Genomic DNA, 19,967 nt, shown 5'->3' on the forward strand with positions numbered 1-19,967 from the left:
AGCCGATCGGATTTTTCCTTTAATGTTCAATTTTATTGAGAGTCTGCTTCAGAATCACTTTCTCCTGAATCATTACCTGAATCATTACCTGAATCATTACCTGAACCATCTCCAGAGCTTTCTCCGTCAGAATCTCCTCCAGAGTTGTCGCCTCCGGTTTCACTGTCTCCGGAATCATTGTTCTCTGATTCGTCATCCTCATCTGAACTTCCATCATCAGATTCATTCTCACCAGAGTCATTTTCGTCTGAATCATTAGAGTTCCCATTCCCATTATCGGAAGAGTCATTTCCTGAATCAGAATTGTCGGAAGAGGTTTCTTCATCATCCGACGGTTCTGGTGCGCCAGGATTCCCTACGGTCGTCGTTCCGGATAATCCTGAAGATTGACCGAAGTAATCGACGGCTCTTACAGCATAAATTCCGCTTCCTCCTGAGAAGCCGAGGGAATTGTCTGTCGTATTTCCAATAAACGAGAAGGAGCCACCCGGAGTAGAAGCGCGATAGACGCGGTATCCTACAACATCGCTACTGGAGGATGGTGTCCAGGAAATAGCCGATCCACTAGCACTTACGGAACTTGGTGCAGCCGGTGCCTTTCCATCGTTATCGATAGAAGAAGCCGTGGATCCGATACTTTCTGTAGAAGGGAGAGCCACTTTAGACCATGCGCCTGAATTCGGTAAGAGTTCTTTTAATACTTCAGAACTTGTATATCCATTTTCTTCTAAGAATTCAGGGCTGAGTGTAACTCCGCCACCATCAATAATAAATTCACCAGGTGTGTTTGGACCTGCTACAACCAGTTGATCTTTGACACGTACAAAATCACCGCTGATCAAGCTGTCATCTACTTCTGTTGGTGCATAGTCGGCATCGTACAGATCGCTTTCCACAAGACCTACAGAAGAACATAGATCCGATGCCAGTAATCCTGATGTTGCACAATAAGATCGTGTAACTAAACCACCTGGGCTTTGGAAGTCATTATCTGGAACCATCAACTCTGGTCGGAGTTCAGATACGGCATTGACGACGTCTGCCCATAAGCCCTGTGTCCGAGAGTTGTAATTCAAGTGCTGCATGTTTCCTTCCGCAAAACCTGTCCACATTCCAACCGTGACGTTAGGGTTTGTCGCGACAAACCAGGAGTCTCGGGTTGATTGGGAAGTTCCGGTTTTTCCGGCCCAGTCCACGCCTCGGTTATAAAGCATGCCACGAATTCTGGATCCTGTTCCATATTCCAGTACATCACGCATGACATCGATCGTTAGGTAAGCAGCCTGTGGGCTATAAACATCTGTTTCTTCCACTTCATGTTCATAGATGGTTTCTCCATCTTTAGTTTCGATTTTTTCAATCATATACGCATCCACGAATTTACCCATGTTTCCGAAGGTAGCATAGGCGTTCACATTTTGTTCTACTGTTATTCCTTTAGTGAGACCTCCAAGGGCCATTGATTCAGCCTCATAATCATTATATACCTGGCCGTTTATCGTTACATTTTTTAATAAGTTGTCTTCCATACCCATCTTCTCAAGGTATTTTTCAACTGGGTTTTTATTTTTAATTTTGTTATATTGCTTTACTGCTGGAACGTTGTAAGATTGCGCTAGCGCATACCGGGCCGATACAAAACCACGGTGGTTTCTGGAGAAGTTTCTTACTTCTTTATATGGTGGTGCTTGATAGTTGTAAGGAACATCTGCGATGACTGAGCCTGGTTGGGCTTCTCCCATGTCAAAGCTTGGGCCATAAACTAGTAGTGGTTTCATCGTACTACCATTTGAACGGTCAGCCTGAGTTGCGTGGTTCATGTTTTCTAGCTCGAAATCATAGCCGCCGATAAATCCATAAATCTTACCTGTCGAGTTTTCGATGATTATACTCCCTAATTGGAGAGGAATCTCTTCTTTTTCTTTTTGTCCATCGCTGTCAAAGACCGTTTTTTGACCCCATGGCCAATTCCTTTCCGTATAGGTATCTCTCACTTTCTGCATAGCGTCATAGACCTCTTTATCTAGTGTCGTATGAATCTGGTATCCGCCGGAAGAAAGTTCGCGCTCGGCCATGGTGTCGTATTCCTCCGTTAGAGCCTCATCTTCTGCAAGGTCTTCTTCAGTATGACCGTTTTCTTTCATTAAGTGCTCTTTTATGAGTGCTTTCGCTCTGCCTTGGACTTCCTGGTTAATCGCAGGGTATGTCCCTAGCACAGTAGCCTTTGGATCGGTTAACGTGTCTTCATTAATCTCGAACTTCATTGCTTCATCATACTCTGCCTGGGTGATGTACCCAGCCTCGTGCATACGTTCCAGAACTTCGTGCATGCGGTCGATTCCCGCTTCCAGGTTTTCTGGTTCTTTGATCGTTCCGTCATTATAAAAAGGAGTGTAGCCAAACGGAGACTGAGGTAAGCCTGCAATATAAGCGGATTGAGCCAATGTTAAGTCTTTGGCATCTACACCAAAAATACCTTGAGCGGCTGTTTGTACGCCTGCCACATTTTGTCCATTCGCATTTCGACCGAAAGGTACAATGTTTAAGTAGGCTTCCAATATCTCATCTTTATCAAGGAAACGCTCAATTCTCAATGCCAGCAGCATTTCCTTGGCTTTACGTTCAAACGACACTTCGTTTGTTAGAATCTGGTTTTTGACCAGCTGCTGGGTCAATGTACTTCCACCTGTTTTTACAGAGGAGTTGGTTACTTCTTGAACGACTGCTCGCATAACCGCTTTTGGAACCACGCCTTTGTGTTCCCCGAAATACTCATCCTCTGTCGCAATTACAGCATTTCTCAAATCTTCACTGATTTGATCCAGTTGGACTTCCTCACGATAGAGATCTGATCTGACGTCACCAATCTCGGTTTCTCCATCATTGAATAACATGGTCGAGGTCTCTGAATAGTTATAAATCGTTTCTTTCATTTGCTCTTCGCTTCTGACCTCTTCATCTTTCACAAGAGAAGCGAAATAGCCGGCGCCTACACCACCTGCGAAAAACAACCCGATAACACCGATGATGATAAAAAATAAGATGACGTTCCATACGACATCATAGGTGATCCGGCCATTTTTCTGGATGGTCCCACTCTCCCATAAAGAGCGCAAATCCAGCTTTTTTCGCCCGTTTTCCGGTTTATTAGACATGATAATACCTCCTAAAAAATCCACCAATATTATAACACACCCAGGGAATATAGCATATAATTCTACCCCGGGTTTATTGCTTTTTGGATTGTGTTGTGATAAATATATACGTAGGTGAATATATGTGCGTTGAAGGACTGGAGTAAAAAACAATTCCCTGTTTCAGAGAATCGGCGGTGGGTGAGAGCCGGTACACAATTGTTTTTGAATTACGACCTGGAGCATTCTTCTGGTATGAATCAGAAGACGGTGAAATGCCGTTATCGATCGGAGTGGCACATGATACGTATGTGTGCAACAAGGGTGGTACCGCGAGACCTCGTCCCTTTTCACAGGGGGGCGAGGTCTTTTTTTGTTTTCAGAAAATTCATCTCTTAGACCTTAGCACAAGTCTACTTATAACAGATTGAGGAGTGATCCAATGGATATTTTGAAGGATTTACAACAACGTGGTTTAATCAACCAGATGACAGACGAAGAAGGGTTGAAAAAGCACCTTGAAACAGATCAGGTAACGCTATACTGTGGCTTTGATCCGACTGCGGATAGTCTGCATATTGGGCATCTGCTTCCAGTACTCATGTTAAAAAGGTTCCAACAAGCAGGACACCGTCCGATTGCCCTAGTGGGTGGCGGTACAGGCATGATCGGTGATCCGAGTGGCCGTTCAAGTGAAAGGCAGTTGAACAGTGCGGAGGTCGTTCAAGGGTACAGTGAGAGTATTAAAGAACAATTGGCGAGAATTCTAAATTTTGATGAAGGTGAAAATGCAGCGGTTGCGCGAAATAACCATGAGTGGTTATCGCAAATGACCATCATTGATTTCCTTCGGGATACTGGTAAACACTTTGGTATCAACTATATGTTGGCAAAAGATTCTGTAGAGTCCCGCATTGAGCAGGGAATCAGCTATACAGAGTTCTCTTACATGATTTTGCAGTCTCTTGACTTCCAGCAGTTGTATCAAAAAGAGAATTGCACCCTTCAAATCGGTGGAAGTGATCAGTGGGGGAACATTACAGCGGGCCTTGAGCTGCTGAGACGATCTGCCGCAGGAGAAGAAGAAGTGGAAGCCTATGGTTTGACTGTTCCGTTGATTACGAAAGCTGATGGATCGAAGTTCGGGAAGACAGCTGGTGGAGCAATCTGGCTTGATCCTGAAAAAACGTCTCCTTATGAATTCTATCAGTTCTGGATCAACGCAGATGATCGTGATGTCATCCGCTTCCTGAAGTATTTCACATTCCTGAGCTTAGAGGAAATTTCTGAACTTGAAAAAGAAGTAGAAGCCCAACCGGAAAAACGTGTGGCTCAGCGTCGTCTAGCTGAAGAAATGACAAAACTCGTCCATGATGAGGAAGCATTAAAGCAGGCGGAGCGCATTTCTGCTGCTTTATTCAGTGGAGATATAAAGGCTTTATCAGGCGCGGAAATTGAGCAAGGATTTAAAGATGTTCCAACATACAATTCCGAAGAAAAAGAACCGCAGCTGCTGGATTTACTTGTGAACGCAGGCATTTCCTCCTCTAAGCGTCAGGCGCGGGAGGATATCGGCAATGGAGCTGTTTATATTAACGGTGAACGCAATCAGGATCTTAAACATACCATTGGTGAGGAAGATCGGATTGAAGATCGCTTTACTATTATCCGTCGTGGAAAGAAAAAGTACTTCTTGATTAAGTTCCAATAACGAGGGAAGAGGCAGACCATTGTGGTCTGCCTCTTTGTTTAATGAAAGCAGAGGGAGAGTACTTCCTTTTCTGCACTATAGTTATAATATAAAAAAAAGCGCCTTTGAAATGTAAATAACATTCCAAAGGCGCTTTTGTCGTGAATCTGCAAAAGCAGAAATTAACGAGAGTAGAATTCAACGATAAGAGCTTCGTTGATTTCAGAAGGAAGCTCAGAACGCTCAGGGAAACGAGTGTACGTTCCTTCACGCTTGTCTTCATCGAAAGTAAGGTATTCTGGTACGAAGTTATTTACTTCGATCGCTTCTTCTACGACGTTAAGCTTTTGAGATTTTTCGCGAAGGCTGATCACTTGACCAGGAGCTACGCGGTAAGATGGGATATCAACGCGACCACCATCAACAGTAACGTGACCGTGAGTAACTAGCTGACGAGCTTGGTTGCGCGTACGAGCTAGACCTAGACGGTAAACAAGGTTATCCAAACGGGATTCAAGAAGGATCATGAAGTTTTCACCGTGGATTCCTTTCATGTTACCCGCTTCTTCAAACAAGCGACGGAATTGACGCTCAGTCAAACCGTACATGAAACGAAGCTTCTGCTTCTCTTGTAGTTGAAGACCGAATTCGGATAGTTTTTTACGTTGGTTTGGACCATGTTGTCCAGGAGCGTAAGGGCGCTTTTCAAGCTCCTTACCAGTTCCGCTTAAAGAAATACCATAACGACGTGATTTTTTCCAGGTTGGACCTGTATAACGTGCCATAGGAATTTCCTCCTTTTTATTTTATTTTGCATAAAATAAAAACAGTGTGTCCCTTCGATCATTGCTCATTATGTTTTCATGCACCTTCGCCCCAGCAGCAGAGAGTTACACGATGCACCTCATAACGAGGAACAAAATGATGACAATGGTGGTTCACATAGGCTGCCATTTATTTTACACAACGAACATTGTAATCCTATTAGGAATAGAAGTCAAGGGGGTTGGAATGAAAAATGGGGAAAAGCACTGGCTGAGAGGATAATGAATAACCCATCCATTTTTCCAGTAACCTCCTCTGTCTATGTAAGAGTTCTCTAAGGCATTGTAAGAATGCTTCAATCCGAAAACGAAGCAGGGAGCACAAGAATATGGTTCCGAACAATACAGTAATAGAATGATATAATAGTGAACAGTTAATAAAGATATATTTTTACATATTAATGGTCGTTTTTGTGATTAAAGTAATGGTACAATATACTCAAATCGTTTGTTAGGGAAGATAGGTGAGTCGAATGATTGTCCAATCCCTCATAAAAAAGAGACTGGAAAAACTACAAAGTCTTTTGTTTGAATATATGATTTCAGAATCACCCTATACGTTTGAACAGTTTGTTGTCAACCTGACTGATGAAATAAAAAGCTTTTCACAAGCCTCTTTTTGTGCCATTTATTTACTGGATGAATGGAAAGGGCGCTTTCAACTTTATTCAAAGGGGGGAGCTGCTGAAGAGTCATTGAGAAGTCACTTTTCTTTGGATGATTTACATACCCAAACGACAAGTGAACCTGACGTGCACCAGCTCATTGATGCAAAATCAGTTGGTTCTTCGTTAAGAATAACTTCCCTGCACTCTGGGGGTACAACCTTTGGGTATCTAGTCTTGAAAGGGGCGTCTTCCGTGCAGATGGAGGATCGTTTCCTGCGTGCTATCGGTTTTGAGGTTACCAAATGCATAAAAAAGCTTGAAGGCTTTTATACGTCCATGGAGGAAGAGAAAAAATACGAGTTGTTATACAAAGTAACTTCTCACTTTCATTCTTCGATCGATACAGATGGAGTCTTAAAAGAAATTATTGAAACCTTAAGAAAAACCTATCCCGATTTTCAATACTATTTGCTGTTGTCGAATGATTATACGAAAGATAATGATCTGCCTGTCCGCGAGCTCACCTACGATATGGACCTTGAGTCAAGCGCAAGTACCCAGGCTTATTTAACAGGTGAAGTACAAATAGAAGATCATTTGGGTGAAAAGCGCTCCATTCTGTATGCTCCGCTTAAAGGGAAACAAGGCATATACGGGGTGTTAAAAATTGTGACCCCGGATTATTTGTATTTTCCTAAAAAAGATGTTGAATTCTTCATTTTTATAGCCAATACAGCAGGGAAGGCTCTTGAAAATGCCCAACTTTATCAACAATCAAGAAAGTTAAACAGTGACCTGCAATTAATTAATTCCACTTCACAAAAACTCAACTCCAATATGCGTTTAACTGAAAAGATTCGTTATATGGCCTATAAAATTCAACAGTCTTTTCATGCAGATGAAGTCGGTTTTGTTACGTATGAAGAGCTTTCAAGTCATAACGTTCTTGAGGGGAGTACGGAATACTTCATTTCTTCCGAATCAAGCGCTCTTGTGCATTATGCACTTGAATCCATATCTCATCAAGAAGGGCCGCTTTTCATAAGTGATTTGGAGGCGAAGCCAATCGACCATGTTCTGCAGTATCGTTCTCTGATGGCTGTACCAATGAAAGATCATGAACATATCAGCGGTCTGGCTATCGTTCTCCATAAAGATCCGTATTTTTTTACGTTTGAGTCATTCAAGCTTCTACAGTCGCTGGTCGCCCATTCTACGTTGGCTTTTGCAAATTCAATTCTGAGGGAAGAGTTGGAGAAGGCGGTCATCACTGATTATCTAACAAAACTTCACTCCAGGGTTCATTTAGATGAGTGCGTGGAAAAACATGTCAAGCATGATGAGAATGGCAACTTGATTCTTTTTGATATCGATAATTTTAAAAACATCAACGATACCTATGGCCACCAGGTGGGTGATGAAGTCATTTGCCAAGTGGCTGACATTATCAAAACCGTCATCGGCGATCAAGGTCTATCCGCACGGTGGGGAGGAGAAGAGCTTGCTGTCTACCTTCCAATGCTTCCATCTGAAGAAGCCCATGACTTGACAGAAATGATCCGAGAAAAGATTGCGCTCTCCACTTCTCCTGCTGTAACCGTTTCCTGCGGGATTGCTCCGTGGAAATCAGAATGGCTCAGGCCGAACCGAAAGCAAATTGTCCAGCAAGCGGATCAAGCACTGTATAAAGCTAAAAGTTCTGGAAGAAACCGAATTGTAACCGCCCATCCAATTAAGGAGAAAAGCTAAAAGAAAGCCGCTGGAGTGAAAAACACTCCAGCGGCTTTCTTTTAAATGTATTCTTGTAAGGTTTGTACGAATTCAACTAGTTTCTCTTCGTCCACTTCATCAAATCTTCCTTTGGAAGGGCTGTCGATATCTAGGACACCGAAAATTTCATCATCTTTTACAATGGGTACGACTATTTCAGATTGGCTGGCAGCGTCACAAGCAATGTGTCCAGGAAACGCGTGGACATCTTCAATACGCTGAACTTTTTTTTCGGCTACGGCTGTACCACAAACCCCTTTGCCTGATGGGATCCGGACACAAGCGGGAAGACCCTGAAATGGCCCGAGAACAAGCTGGCTCTCTTTCCACAAATAGAAGCCGACCCAATTGACATCATCTAAGAACTGGTTGAGAAGAGAAGATGCATTGGACAAGTTTGCGATTTGATCTGGCTCGTCCTCGATGAGAGCTTTTAATTGCTTGATGACCAGATCGTATTTTTCATTTTTGGTACCTTTGTAAGAAGTGGTTTGGAACATGAATATACCTCCTGAGCTTATAGTATTCGACAAAAAACAGAATTTTCTGTCGGTATTTGATGGACGATTGCAAGCAGGAAATCCAACAAATGTAGAGAATCTTTTCCTGAGGGGGAAAAATAATGAGCCGACCAAACGTAACGCGTGACAAAGTGTTAGATGTAGCCTGCCGCCTTTTTTACAGCCAAGGTTTTAATGGAACATCTGTCCGAGATATCGCGAAGGCAGCTAATGTTAATGTCTCGTTGATCCATTACTACTTTAAGAGCAAACAAGGCCTTTTTGAATCACTCGCCGTCAGCTATTTCGAGCCTTATCTTGAAATGCTGGAAAACGAGGAACCCTCAGAAGGCGAATATCGTCTAAATCAATTAGTGAAAAAAATTCTACATTATAAACAATCAAATTATCAACTATCTTGTTTGTTAAATAGGGAGCTTACGTTGAACACAACGTTTGCACGAGAAATGCTCGTCACTTACTTGGCAAAAGAGAACCATTTACTCACTCAAATCCTTTTCGATAAAAACTCCCATATTGATGTCACTTTCAAAGAAAAATTATGCCTGCTTCAATTGAAAGGACTATTAAATGCTCCGTTCATGATGCCACATGAGTTTAAAGATCCATTTATTACAGACGCTTCTCTCAACCATTTTGTAGAAATGTATAGTGGATTAATGAACGATCACCGCTCCGTCCAAGAGCTTGCTAAAGCTTGAGAAGCTGATGGTCGATTGAGCTGTATCCTTGACCTAGCCCCGATGCTGTATGAGCGTCAGAACCATAAATTAAAGGAATGCCCATGGAAGAGGCTTGTCTTGCCATTTGTAATGGAGGATAAGTCTCTTTGCAGTGCTCTTTCACTACTCCTGCCCCGTTATAATCAAGGGTATATCCATGATTCTGAACGAGTTGAAGGAACGATTGAGCCTGCTTTTCCCAATTCTTCGGCGCGGGATAGAGGTGTTGGAATTTCTTCACAAGCGTCATATGCCCGACACGGTTTGGTTTGTAATCGCCTAACTCCCTGAGTACCGATTGGGTGAGCGTATTGTAGTAGGCATGATAAAGTTGATCCAAGCCACCGAAATCATGAATCGCTTCTTTATACATGTCCGGGCTGTAGTCGATACAGTACCACTGGCTTGGTCCCCTTAAGAAGTGAACGGATAGGATGCTGTCATCAAGAGAGGGACCATAGGTATTAAGAAAGCTTTCCACCTCTTTTTCATACCCTTCGATATAATCCACTTCGAATCCTTTCTGAATCTGAATTTCCTTTTTGTATTCTGCTTTTAGCTGATCGATTTCTTTTAAATACTCTTCCACTTGTTGAAAAGACATCCCGCTGTCCTTTTCTGGAACGGGATCTTTAAATGAGGAAGGAAGCGGCGCGTGCTCTGTAAATGTCATGGAATGATACCCGCGTTTTATGGCTTGTTCAATGTAACTTTTTAGGGTGTCTGAAGAGCCGTGGGGGCAATAAGGTGTATGGATGTGACCATCAATCATAGTCGTCTCTCCTTTGCGCTTGAAATTTTTGTCAATATGATAATAAATTTGAAATATTTTAGCCAAAAGGATGTTTTACATGGTATCATTATAAACAACTAAATCACAATTCGGAACGTAATACATCCGTATGGCACGTTTATTGTAAGGAGGCTGTTTATGAAGTACGTCATCGGGGCTATTTTACTACTCATCGCATTGTTCATCATAGGGCTGATTTGGCGGAAAAAGGTCTATGATGAAGTGGATCGCCTGGAAGGTTGGAAAATGGATATCATGAACCGACGCGTCACTGAAGAGTTATCCAAAGTGAAAAGTTTAAACCTTTCTGGTGAGACTCAGGAAAAGTTCGAAGCGTGGCGGGCTCGCTGGGATCAAATTTTGACTAAAGAGCTGCCGGAGCTTGAGGAAGACCTTTTCGATGCAGAAGAAGCGGCGGATCGCTATCGTTTTAAACGAGTAAAAGTCGTCTTGGCTAACACCGAGAAAAAGTTAGTAGCCATTGAGGAAGACATCAAAATGATGCTTCAAGAGTTGGAAGACCTCCTTGATTCTGAAAAGCAAAGCCGTTTGGAAATTGAATCGATGGAGCCGGAATTGAAAGAGCTTACCAAACTTCTTATTCAAAACCGTCACCAATATGGCAAAGCTGTCCGCGTTTTTGAGCAAAGAGTGGGTGAATTGAAGGACAAGCTCCACGAATATGAACAATTAACTGAGCAAGGGGATTACATTGAAGCCAATACTCTTGTGCAAACGATACGTCAAGAGACTACACAATTGCAGGAGGATGTCCAGCATTTCCCTGATCGATTGAAACAAGTGAAGATTGAATTACCTGAACAGTTGAAAGAGCTGAAAATCGGTGTGGAAGAGATGAAGGCGGAAGGTTACCGTATCTCTCATTTTGATTTCCTTCCAGAGTTACATAAATATGAGCGGTCTTTGGAGGAAATGCTCGTTCAAATGGAGCAGGGAGATCAATCAGGAATTGAAGAAACCTTGGCAGAAATACAGACAAGAATCCAGGAAATGTATCAGCTGCTGGAAAGTGAAGCGGTGGCTCATCATTATGTAGAAAAGCAATTTGTACCGCTTAAAGCTCAGTTGGATGAGTTGGAATATGTTTTGGCGGACACGGAACGGGAACTAGAGGAAATACAACAAACGTATCAAGTAGAGGAAGGACATTTGGAGTCTCACCGAAGCTTGAAGAAGTGGTTGAATCAAATGCGTAAACGCATAACAAGCCTTGATTTCAGACGAGCAGATGGTGAAACTTCCTATGCCCTTCTCCGCGAAGAGGTTGAAGATACGGAAAAACAATTGCAAGAGCTTGAAGAACAACATGGATATTTCCAAGAGCGTGTCCAAAACCTCAGGAAAGATGAACGAGAAGCCAAGCAGAAATTGACGAAGATGGAAAGCCTTCTTTTGGATACTCATCGTAGATTAAAAAGAAGTAATATTCCTGGCATTCCTACGTCGATCTATGAAGATATGAAAGCAGCAAGTCACAAAGTAGATGAGGTGTTCCAGAGCCTTGAAGCCCAGCCGCTCGATATGGCTGTGGTCAACGAAAAATTGGACGAAGCTATGGAAATGACAGAGCAGTTGAGTCACGATGCTGAAAAGGTTATGGAAACCGCTCAGCTTGCAGAACGCGTGATTCAATGCGGCAATCGTTATAGAAGCAAGTATCCAATCTTAGCAGCTAGACTCCTTGAGGCAGAGGAAAAGTTCAGGTCTTATCATTATGAACAAGCGCTGAACCTCGCTACAGAGGCCATTAAAGAAGTGGATCCGTCCGCACTTTCCAAAATTGACAAAGAGGAAGAAGTCCTCGTTTAGGAAGTGTTTCATTTGAAAAAGCGAATTATGGTTGGATTGATTTCGGGAACCGCTCTCATATGGGGTATTGTCCTTAGTGTGTTTTTTCTGAGTCCAGATACTAAGGTGTTGGATAGTGAAGAGCATGGCTTTATCAGGGCCATCGATCCAGAGGGTAAAAGCCTGAATCATTCACTAGCCGCTGATTTTTTTGAAAGAAACATGGGAGTAGAAAATGAGGTTTCAACGATCATTGGAGAAAGAACATTGACGAAAGACTGGATCAATGATGTTCGTGAAGACGGAAAACTCAGCATCGATACCCTCCTTGATTCACTTGAATTAAATGAAAATGACAATAGTTAAGATGTAGAGCACCTGCGTAAGGCAGGTGCTTTTTTTTGTTCATGGACCAAGTGTTCCATTTGCCTTCGTGTTATGATAAAATAATGAGCTGCAATTCGAAAAAAAAGGAGTCAGAGCCCATGATCTACTTAGATAACAGTGCCACTACTCATCCACATCATGAAGTTTTGGAGAGTTTTCAAAAAGTTGCGGACCAATATTTTGCCAATCCCTCATCCGTTCACCGTTTTGGGAGCGAAGCTGAACGTTTATTGGATCGATCAAGGAAACAAGCAGCCCAGCTATTAAATGTTGACCCTCAGGAAGTGGTTTTTACATCAGGGGGAACGGAAGGAAACAATATGGCGATCAAAGGGATTGCGCTTCAACACCAAACAAGAGGGAAGCACTTGATTACGACTGTAATTGAACACCCTTCTGTTATGGAAGCATTCAAGGCACTGGAAACATTGGGTTTTGAAGTCACTTATATAAATGTTGATCAGAACGGGAAAGTTAATCCCGAAGATATAAAACAAGCGTTAAGAGACGATACGATTCTTGTCAGCGTGATGAGTGTGAACAATGAGCTTGGTACTATTCAGCCCGTGCAAAGAATCGGGGAAATACTCAAGGCTTATCCTAAAGTCTTCTTCCATGTCGATCATGTTCAAGGGTTAGGCAAAATGGATCTTTCCGTTAAAGAGTGGGGTATTGATCTTTGCACTCTTTCCGGGCATAAGATTCATGGATTGAAAGGAACAGGGGCTCTACTCATGCAAAGGCACGTGCGTATTTTTCCTCTGTTGCATGGAGGAAGTCAGGAATCAGAAGTTAGAGCTGGAACAGAAAATTTACCTGGAACGGTAGCGTTTGTAAAAGCCCTCCGTCTTCTTCATGAGAATCGCGAACAAAAAGTAAACCATTTAAGTACCATGAGAACGATGTTATGGAAAGGACTCATGCTGCGAGATTATAGTAAAATCAATTCACCGCAGGATGGAGCTCCTCATATCATAAACTTTTCCATTCCAGGATTTAAACCTGAAGTGATTATTCACGCCCTAGGAGAAGAGGGGATTTTCATTTCCACCAAATCGGCTTGTTCTTCCAAACAGCCGGATGTGAGTGCTGTACTCAAGGCGTGTAACTTGGATTATGAGCGGACGACTTCTGCTTTACGCGTCAGTCTTTCTACAAGGAATGAAAAAGAGGAAATAGATCTATTCCTGAAAAAATTAGATCAAACCGTTGAAAACTTACAAGCGACGATGGGGTGAGCATAATGAATTTTGATCGGATTTTGATTCGATATGGTGAAATGGCGTTAAAAGGGAAAAACAGACGGGCATTTGAACAAAAACTGCAAAGTAACATTGCCATAAAGCTGAGAAAGTATCCAAACACAACGATTAAAAAGACACAAGGGCGTATGTTTGTCCTGTTGAACGGGGAAGATCCTCATGAAGTTATGAAAGAATGCCAGGAAGTATTCGGCATCCATAGCTTGAGTTTCGCTGTGGAAGTGGAAAAAGAAGAAGAACAAATGAAAGAAGCTGTTATGCTTGCGTTCCGTGATGCAAGGAATGCTAGCACGTTCAAAATATCATCCAAGCGGACGGACAAAACTTTTCCTATTCCTTCTCAGGAGCTTAACCCTTTATTAGGTGGACATATCCTCCGTCAAACGGAAAATGTTAAGGTCGATGTGCACCACCCGGATGTGGAAATAAAAGTCGAAGTTCGTCATGAAGGATGTTATGTGACGGCCCAGGATTACCCAGGAGCAGGCGGGCTTCCCGTTGGTACCACAGGGAAGAGCTTATTGATGCTTTCAGGAGGAATTGATAGTCCTGTCGCCGGTTATTTGACTATGAAACGCGGAGTTGATATTGAAGCGATTCATTTCCATTCCCCACCATATACTAGCGAACGGGCAAAACAAAAAGTCATCGACCTTGCCCAGGCCTTATCCAAATTTGGTTCAAAGGTAAAGATTCATGTTATTCCATTCACAGAAATTCAGCAGAAGATTCATCGTGAAATGCCAGAAGGATACAGCATGACCATCATGCGCCGAATGATGATGCGAATCAGTGAACAGGTGGCTGCCAAAAATGACCTTCTTTCCATTACGACAGGTGAAAGTCTTGGACAAGTAGCCAGTCAGACGATGGAAAGTATGAATACCATTAATGAAGTCACAAATTATCCAATCATCCGGCCGCTTGTTTCTATGGACAAGTTAGAGATCATAGATATTTCCAGGAAAATTAGAACTTATGAAATTTCTATACGCCCTTTTGAAGATTGCTGTACAGTATTTGTACCGAAAGCACCTAAGACAAAACCGACACGGAAAAATGCCAATTATTATGAATCCAATTCAGATTTCAGCCGTGATATGGATAAAGCGTTGGAAGAATCCTATATTATTGAAGTCTCCCCTGATCATCATTCAGGACAACAAGACGATGAATTCGATGATTTACTCTAGATTACTTACCCTCTGGCTCGATAGCCAGAGGTTTTTTATTGTCCAGAAAATAAATGGAATGCAGAACGATGATCCCTCGCTGCCCGAAAAGAGAGACTTCCCCTTTTCTTTTAATGGCTTGTACTTCATTTCTGTCCCCATATAGATTAAGGTATAGATAAAAGGAAGAAAGAGGGAGTGTTTACAGTGAAGCTTTGGTATGGTGGGAAAATATATACGATGAAAAAAGAAGGAGAATGGGTGGAAGCGGTCGTGACTGCAGAGGGAAAGGTAAAAGCAGTTGGTGATACCCAGCTTTTATATCAAACCTACAAAGATCAAATTACGGAAGAACACGATTTAAAAGGGGCTGTCATGTACCCTGGATTCACGGATAGTCATTTGCATATTATCGGCCACGGGGAGCGATTGATGAGGCTTGATCTTTCGTTCATGAAGTCTGCAGAAGAAGTGAAACAAGCCTTACAACAACACGCAGAACAACTTCCGGCGGGCGAATGGATTATCGGAGACGGATGGAATGAAAATCAATGGGAAGAAAAACGCATTATACATAAAGATGAGCTTGATGAGATTTCATCCGAACACCCGATGATGCTGACGAGGGTGTGTCGACATGCCCTTCTAGCCAACACAAAAGCGATGACCATGGCCGGGATTGAAGCAGACACCAAAGACCCACAAGGTGGGGTGATCGTAAGGGATGAGCGAGGAGAAGCGACAGGTTACTTCCATGACCAGGCACAGGAATTAATTAAAGATGCCATGCCTGAAGTGACACCTGAATATTTGAGAAAAGCTACGGACTTAGCCGTTAAGGACATGCATTCTTTTGGCCTGGTAGGCGGCCATAGTGAAGACTTAAACTACTACGGGGGTTTCAGAAAAACTTTTGACGCTTTTCTACATGTGATTGATGGGAAAAAAACAAAATTTCGTGCCCACCTTCTTATTCATCATGGCGTCATTGAACAGGTAGATCAAGAAAAACTAGGGTTCAAAAAAGGAACAAACTTTGTGGAATTAGGGGCTTTGAAAATTTTCTCTGATGGAGCATTAGGAGGTAGAACGGCATGGTTAAAAGATGCATATGCAGATGATCCGGAAAACCATGGAGTGGCTATCCACACAAATGAAGAGCTTGATCAACTTGTGAAAGAAGCAAGGAAAAGGGACATGCCGGTAGCGGTCCACGCCATTGGTGACGGAGCTGTCGAAGCGGTTGCCAACGCCATCGCATCTAATCCCCTTAAGAATGGAGAACGGGATCGGATTATCCATGCACAGATTCTAAGCCCTGGGTTAATTCATCAATTGAAGCGTTTAAATATCGTCTTGGATATCCAGCCGACTTTCGTTGCTTCTGACTTTCCGTGGGTCATTGAACGTCTAGGGAATCTAAGGTTGAAGAATTCCTACTCCTGGAAAACGTTGCTTGAAGCAGGAATTAAGTGTGCCGGTGGATCTGATGCCCCCATCGAAGAAATTAATCCTTTGCTTGGTATCCGGGCAGCTGTAGATCGAAGGGCATCTTATGATCACGCCGTCTATCAAGCCGAAGAGAAGCTTACCGTTTATGAAGCCATATCCCTTTATACAAAGGGGAGTGCTCAAGCCATTCACAAGGAGGATGAGCAAGGGATGATTCAGGAAGGCTTCCTTGCTGATTTTACCGTATTGGATAGAGATCTCTTTGCCCTGAAGTCCCACGAACTGGCAGATGCAACGGTTACCATGACCGTAGTAGACGAAGAAATTGTCTACCAACGTTCTTGATTACTTATCAACACAAGTTATTCAACAATTGGGTGCTTATGTATAATAAGTATTTTTATATGAAAAAGGAACTTCCAATGTGCTGGAAGTTCCTTTTTCAGGTGTTGGGTATTTTTAGAGGAACGTACGTTTAACGCGGTCCCAGTACGTATTGTTTTTAAGTTTGACGGTCTTAATGACATTTTCACTAAGATTGATTGTGACGTCATGAATATTACGAATGGAAAAGGCTTCGTTATCCATGCCGATAATCGGATAGTCATTACCATCTTGGCGGACTTTTAGCTTCAATGATCGTTCTCCACTTAAGATAAAGGAGGAACCGAGTGTGCGGTAGCGGTTATTGTTAAGGGATGCGAGCTCACTGATCTGGAAACACGGAAGTTTTGGATCCACGACCGCGCCGTTGATGGATTTATTGTAAGCGGTGCTCCCAGTAGGGGTTGCAATGATTAATCCGTCTCCGCGGAAAGTTTCAAAATGCAAGTCGTCGATGTGGACATCAATGACAATGGATTTGATTAACGTCGAGCGTACACTGCATTCATTTAAACACATGAAAGTGGATTCATCATTAATGGTTGTTTCAATAACTGGGAAACGGCGTACTTCCACTTCAGAATTCTTCATCGCATCAATCATTTCATCGTGGTCATCGATGTCGAAGTCACAGTAAAGACCTGCTTCATGGCCGGTTCTAATTCCTACATAAAGGCAGTCCTGTCTGAACCCCGTTTTGCGGACAGCCTGCAAGAAGGTGCCATCGCCCCCTACAGCAATGATGATGTTGGCATCTGCGGAATCCTCAACGACATGGAAATCGTTGTCTCGGGCGAGTTGGAATAAGGACTCCAATTTATCATTTAGTTCTTCGGTTTGCTGATAAAAAAAGTATAAATTTCTTCGTTGGTCGTTCATCTAGCATCCTCCTCTTATGTATAGCTTGATGTCATTTTATCATTTCATTCTTGAAACCGCACACAATTTTCAAACAAATCGGGAAAGTTTAACATTGTTGAATTGAGGGGTGGAATTCGATATGGTGGGTATAGATGAAAACGTAAATGAAGGTTGGCGCATCATGTTTGATTCAAACAGCTGCGCCAATTTCTTTTGAGATGGTCCTATAAAGTTTACCAAGCATGATTTTTATTTGAAGGAGAATGATTATGAAGCAGGAACAAGTGGAAAAACTATTTCAATGGATCGATGATACTTCAACGGTGATATCCGAAGACTTGAATATTACCTATTTAGAAGCGATTGCAGAAACGATGGATGTCCTGTTCAATGGCCAGCCATTTGATGACATGGGAGATTCTTTGCAGACTTTTCTAACGAATGAACTGTTGAAGGTAAAAAAAGAAGAGTTTGAAAAAGAAGAAATAAGAAAAGCGGTCCAACTGGCCATTCTCAAGGGTATGAAGGGAGCCACTCAGCAGCAACATTTGATCACACCAGATTCTGTTGCCATGTTCATGGGTTACCTGGCTTCCAAATTGTTTGAGGGGAAAGAAAGCCTGAAACTCTTCGATCCGGCTTCAGGAAGCGCAAATTTAATGACTTCCGTTATGAACCAGCTGGATATGAAGCTGCAAGCATATGCCAGTGAAGTAGACCCTACCCTTATTCAGCTTGCCGTTGCGAATGCTAATTTGCAAAAAAATGAAATTGAGTTCTTCCACCAGGACAGCCTGGCCCCTTTCTTAATGGAGCCTGTAGACTTTGTACTGGCTGATCTCCCTGTCGGATATTATCCGGATGACGCTCAAGCAGCAAGATATAAGCTGAAAGCGGACGAAGGCTTGTCGTATGCTCACCACCTGTTTATTGAGCAGGGATTGAATTATACAAAAGAAGGCGGCTTCCTTATGTTTATTGTGCCGAACTTCCTTTTTGAAAGTGAGCAGTCTAAGGCGCTGAATGAATTCTTACGTGAGCATGCTCACATCGTGGGAATGCTGCAGCTTTCCGACAGCTTATTTAAAGATGAAAAGCATGGAAAGAGCATCTTGATTTTACAGAAAAAAGGTCAAGAAACGAAAGCACCTAAGCAAGCATTGTTGGCCAAGCTTCCTTCCTTTAAGAATCCGAATGGAATGGCGGATATCCTTGCTCAAATGAACCAATGGTTTGATGAATATAAAAGAACGCAATTGTGAGAAAATAACGAATATAACAAGTAAACGTTATCATAGCCCAGTGACCTTGAAATCGATGATAACGGGTGATTAAATAGTAGTGGTAGAAAATTACGAACCTATATTTTTAAGGGGATGAGCAACGTTGAGTAATAAAATTCTTGCTATAAATGCAGGTAGTTCATCACTGAAATTCCAACTGATTGAAATGCCTGAAGAAACTGTAATTACCAAAGGACTAGTCGAGCGTATCGGCTTGAATGATGCTGTATTTACAATTGAAGTAAATGATGAAAAAGATGAAACCGTAACTGATATCCCTGATCATGGAGAAGCTGTGAAAATGCTTCTTGATAAATTGACTGCGAATGGAATCATCGAATCTCTTGATGAGATCAATGGTGTGGGGCACCGTGTCGTTCACGGAGGCGAGCGTTTCAGCGAATCTGTACTCATTACGGATGAAGTCATCCAAGAAATCGAGGATGTATCCGACTTGGCTCCATTGCATAACCCTGCAAACTTAACTGGAATCAACGCTTTCCGTGAAGTGCTTCCGAACGTACCTCACGTAGCTGTATTTGATACGGCATTCCACCAGTCCATGCCGGAACAGTCTTATCTGTACAGCCTGCCATATGAGTATTATGAAGACTATGGCATCCGTAAGTATGGTTTCCATGGTACTTCCCACAAGTATGTTTCAGAACGTGCTGCTGAGATGTTGGGACGCCCAGTGGAAGAGCTTCGACTTCTATCCTGCCACCTAGGAAATGGTGCGAGTATTGCAGCCATCGAAGGCGGCAAGTCCATTGACACATCTATGGGCTTCACCCCACTTGCTGGGGTTACCATGGGGACGCGCTCTGGTAACATCGACCCTGCATTGATTCCATTTATCATGGAGAAAACAGGCAAAACAGCGAACGAAGTCATGAATGTTTTGAACAAAGAAAGTGGGATGCTTGCTCTTTCTGGTTTCTCCAGTGACTTGAGAGATATCGAAAAGCGTGCTGAAGATGGGGACGAGCGTGCGGAGCTCGCTCTTGAAGTCTTTTCCGCTCGTATCCACAAATATATCGGTTCTTACGCTGCACGTATGCACGGCATCGATGGAATTATCTTTACAGCTGGTGTCGGTGAAAACAGTGTGGCTATGCGGGAACGTGTCCTCAAGGGTCTTGAGTTCATGGGCGTATATTGGGATCCTGCTCTTAACAAAGTTCGTGGAAAAGAAGCATTTGTAAACTACCCTCACTCCCCAGTGAAGGTCATGATTATTCCAACAAACGAAGAAGTCATGATTGCTCGTGACACCGTTGAAAAAGGACTATAAT

Annotated in this window: 15 protein-coding genes and 1 other annotated feature; of the genes, 10 read left to right on the plus strand and 5 right to left on the minus strand. The window is 42.7% G+C overall.

The features are described 5' to 3' along the window. Positions 1-32: 32 nt before the first annotated feature. Positions 33-3,155, minus strand: a complete 3,123-nt coding sequence (locus HFA01_RS00195) for a transglycosylase domain-containing protein (protein WP_146812556.1) — start codon at positions 3,153-3,155, stop codon at positions 33-35. A gap of 120 nt (positions 3,156-3,275) precedes the next feature. Beyond that, positions 3,276-3,485, plus strand: a binding site (T-box leader). 91 nt (positions 3,486-3,576) lie between these two features. On the opposite strand from HFA01_RS00195, the gene tyrS reads away from it, so the two are divergent. Next, complete coding sequence (gene tyrS, locus HFA01_RS00200) at positions 3,577-4,845, plus strand: tyrosine--tRNA ligase (protein ID WP_146812557.1); 1,269 nt, start codon at positions 3,577-3,579, stop codon at positions 4,843-4,845. A gap of 161 nt (positions 4,846-5,006) precedes the next feature. Here tyrS and rpsD read toward each other — a convergent pair whose 3' ends face one another. Next, positions 5,007-5,609 (minus strand): 30S ribosomal protein S4, encoded by a 603-nt coding sequence (gene rpsD, locus HFA01_RS00205; RefSeq protein ID WP_075034553.1) that lies wholly within the window; start codon positions 5,607-5,609, stop codon positions 5,007-5,009. Positions 5,610-6,121: 512 nt separating this feature from the next. Here rpsD and HFA01_RS00210 point away from each other — a divergent pair. Beyond that, positions 6,122-8,005 (plus strand): sensor domain-containing diguanylate cyclase, encoded by a 1,884-nt coding sequence (locus HFA01_RS00210; protein WP_146812558.1) that lies wholly within the window; start codon positions 6,122-6,124, stop codon positions 8,003-8,005. 41 nt (positions 8,006-8,046) lie between these two features. Here HFA01_RS00210 and msrC read toward each other — a convergent pair whose 3' ends face one another. Beyond that, positions 8,047-8,526: a free L-methionine (R)-S-oxide reductase MsrC gene (gene msrC / locus HFA01_RS00215; RefSeq protein ID WP_146812559.1), complete on the minus strand. Its 480-nt coding sequence runs from the start codon at positions 8,524-8,526 to the stop codon at positions 8,047-8,049. Positions 8,527-8,648: 122 nt separating this feature from the next. Between msrC and refZ the strand changes: the two genes are divergently transcribed. Further along, positions 8,649-9,248, plus strand: a complete 600-nt coding sequence (refZ, locus tag HFA01_RS00220; protein ID WP_146812560.1) for a forespore capture DNA-binding protein RefZ — start codon at positions 8,649-8,651, stop codon at positions 9,246-9,248. Here refZ and hisJ read toward each other — a convergent pair. Beyond that, the gene (gene hisJ / locus HFA01_RS00225) at positions 9,238-10,041 is read right to left on the minus strand and encodes a histidinol-phosphatase HisJ (RefSeq protein ID WP_146812561.1); all 804 of its coding nucleotides are present in this window, start codon (positions 10,039-10,041) and stop codon (positions 9,238-9,240) included. The two genes, refZ and hisJ, sit on opposite strands and share 11 nt — an antisense overlap. Before the next feature lie 159 nt (positions 10,042-10,200). Between hisJ and ezrA the strand changes: the two genes are divergently transcribed. The 5 genes from ezrA (at position 10,201) to HFA01_RS00250 (ending at position 16,489) form a co-directional block, all read left to right on the plus strand. Beyond that, the gene (gene ezrA / locus HFA01_RS00230) at positions 10,201-11,892 is read left to right on the plus strand and encodes a septation ring formation regulator EzrA (RefSeq protein ID WP_146812562.1); all 1,692 of its coding nucleotides are present in this window, start codon (positions 10,201-10,203) and stop codon (positions 11,890-11,892) included. A gap of 12 nt (positions 11,893-11,904) precedes the next feature. After that, positions 11,905-12,237 (plus strand): hypothetical protein, encoded by a 333-nt coding sequence (locus HFA01_RS00235; protein ID WP_146812563.1) that lies wholly within the window; start codon positions 11,905-11,907, stop codon positions 12,235-12,237. Positions 12,238-12,356: 119 nt separating this feature from the next. Continuing rightward, complete coding sequence (locus HFA01_RS00240; RefSeq protein WP_146812564.1) at positions 12,357-13,496, plus strand: cysteine desulfurase family protein; 1,140 nt, start codon at positions 12,357-12,359, stop codon at positions 13,494-13,496. A 5-nt stretch (positions 13,497-13,501) separates the two neighbouring features. Continuing rightward, on the plus strand, positions 13,502-14,713 hold the full coding sequence (gene thiI, locus HFA01_RS00245; protein WP_146812565.1) for a tRNA uracil 4-sulfurtransferase ThiI: 1,212 nt from the start codon (positions 13,502-13,504) through the stop codon (positions 14,711-14,713). Positions 14,714-14,899: 186 nt separating this feature from the next. Continuing rightward, positions 14,900-16,489 (plus strand): amidohydrolase, encoded by a 1,590-nt coding sequence (locus HFA01_RS00250; protein ID WP_174787795.1) that lies wholly within the window; start codon positions 14,900-14,902, stop codon positions 16,487-16,489. Positions 16,490-16,603: 114 nt separating this feature from the next. On the opposite strand, the gene HFA01_RS00255 is transcribed toward HFA01_RS00250, so the two are convergent. After that, the gene (locus HFA01_RS00255) at positions 16,604-17,407 is read right to left on the minus strand and encodes an NAD kinase (protein WP_146812566.1); all 804 of its coding nucleotides are present in this window, start codon (positions 17,405-17,407) and stop codon (positions 16,604-16,606) included. Positions 17,408-17,658: 251 nt separating this feature from the next. Here HFA01_RS00255 and HFA01_RS00260 point away from each other — a divergent pair, with 251 nt between their 5' ends. Together HFA01_RS00260 and HFA01_RS00265 are read left to right on the plus strand one after the other, a co-directional pair. After that, a complete protein-coding gene (locus HFA01_RS00260; protein WP_146812567.1) occupies positions 17,659-18,651 on the plus strand; it encodes a class I SAM-dependent methyltransferase in 993 nt (330 codons plus the stop codon). A 124-nt stretch (positions 18,652-18,775) separates the two neighbouring features. Beyond that, on the plus strand, positions 18,776-19,966 hold the full coding sequence (locus tag HFA01_RS00265; protein WP_146812568.1) for an acetate kinase: 1,191 nt from the start codon (positions 18,776-18,778) through the stop codon (positions 19,964-19,966). Position 19,967 lies beyond the last annotated feature (1 nt).

Source organism: Halobacillus faecis, assembly GCF_007991335.1.
GTDB lineage: Bacteria > Bacillota > Bacilli > Bacillales > Halobacillaceae > Halobacillus > Halobacillus faecis.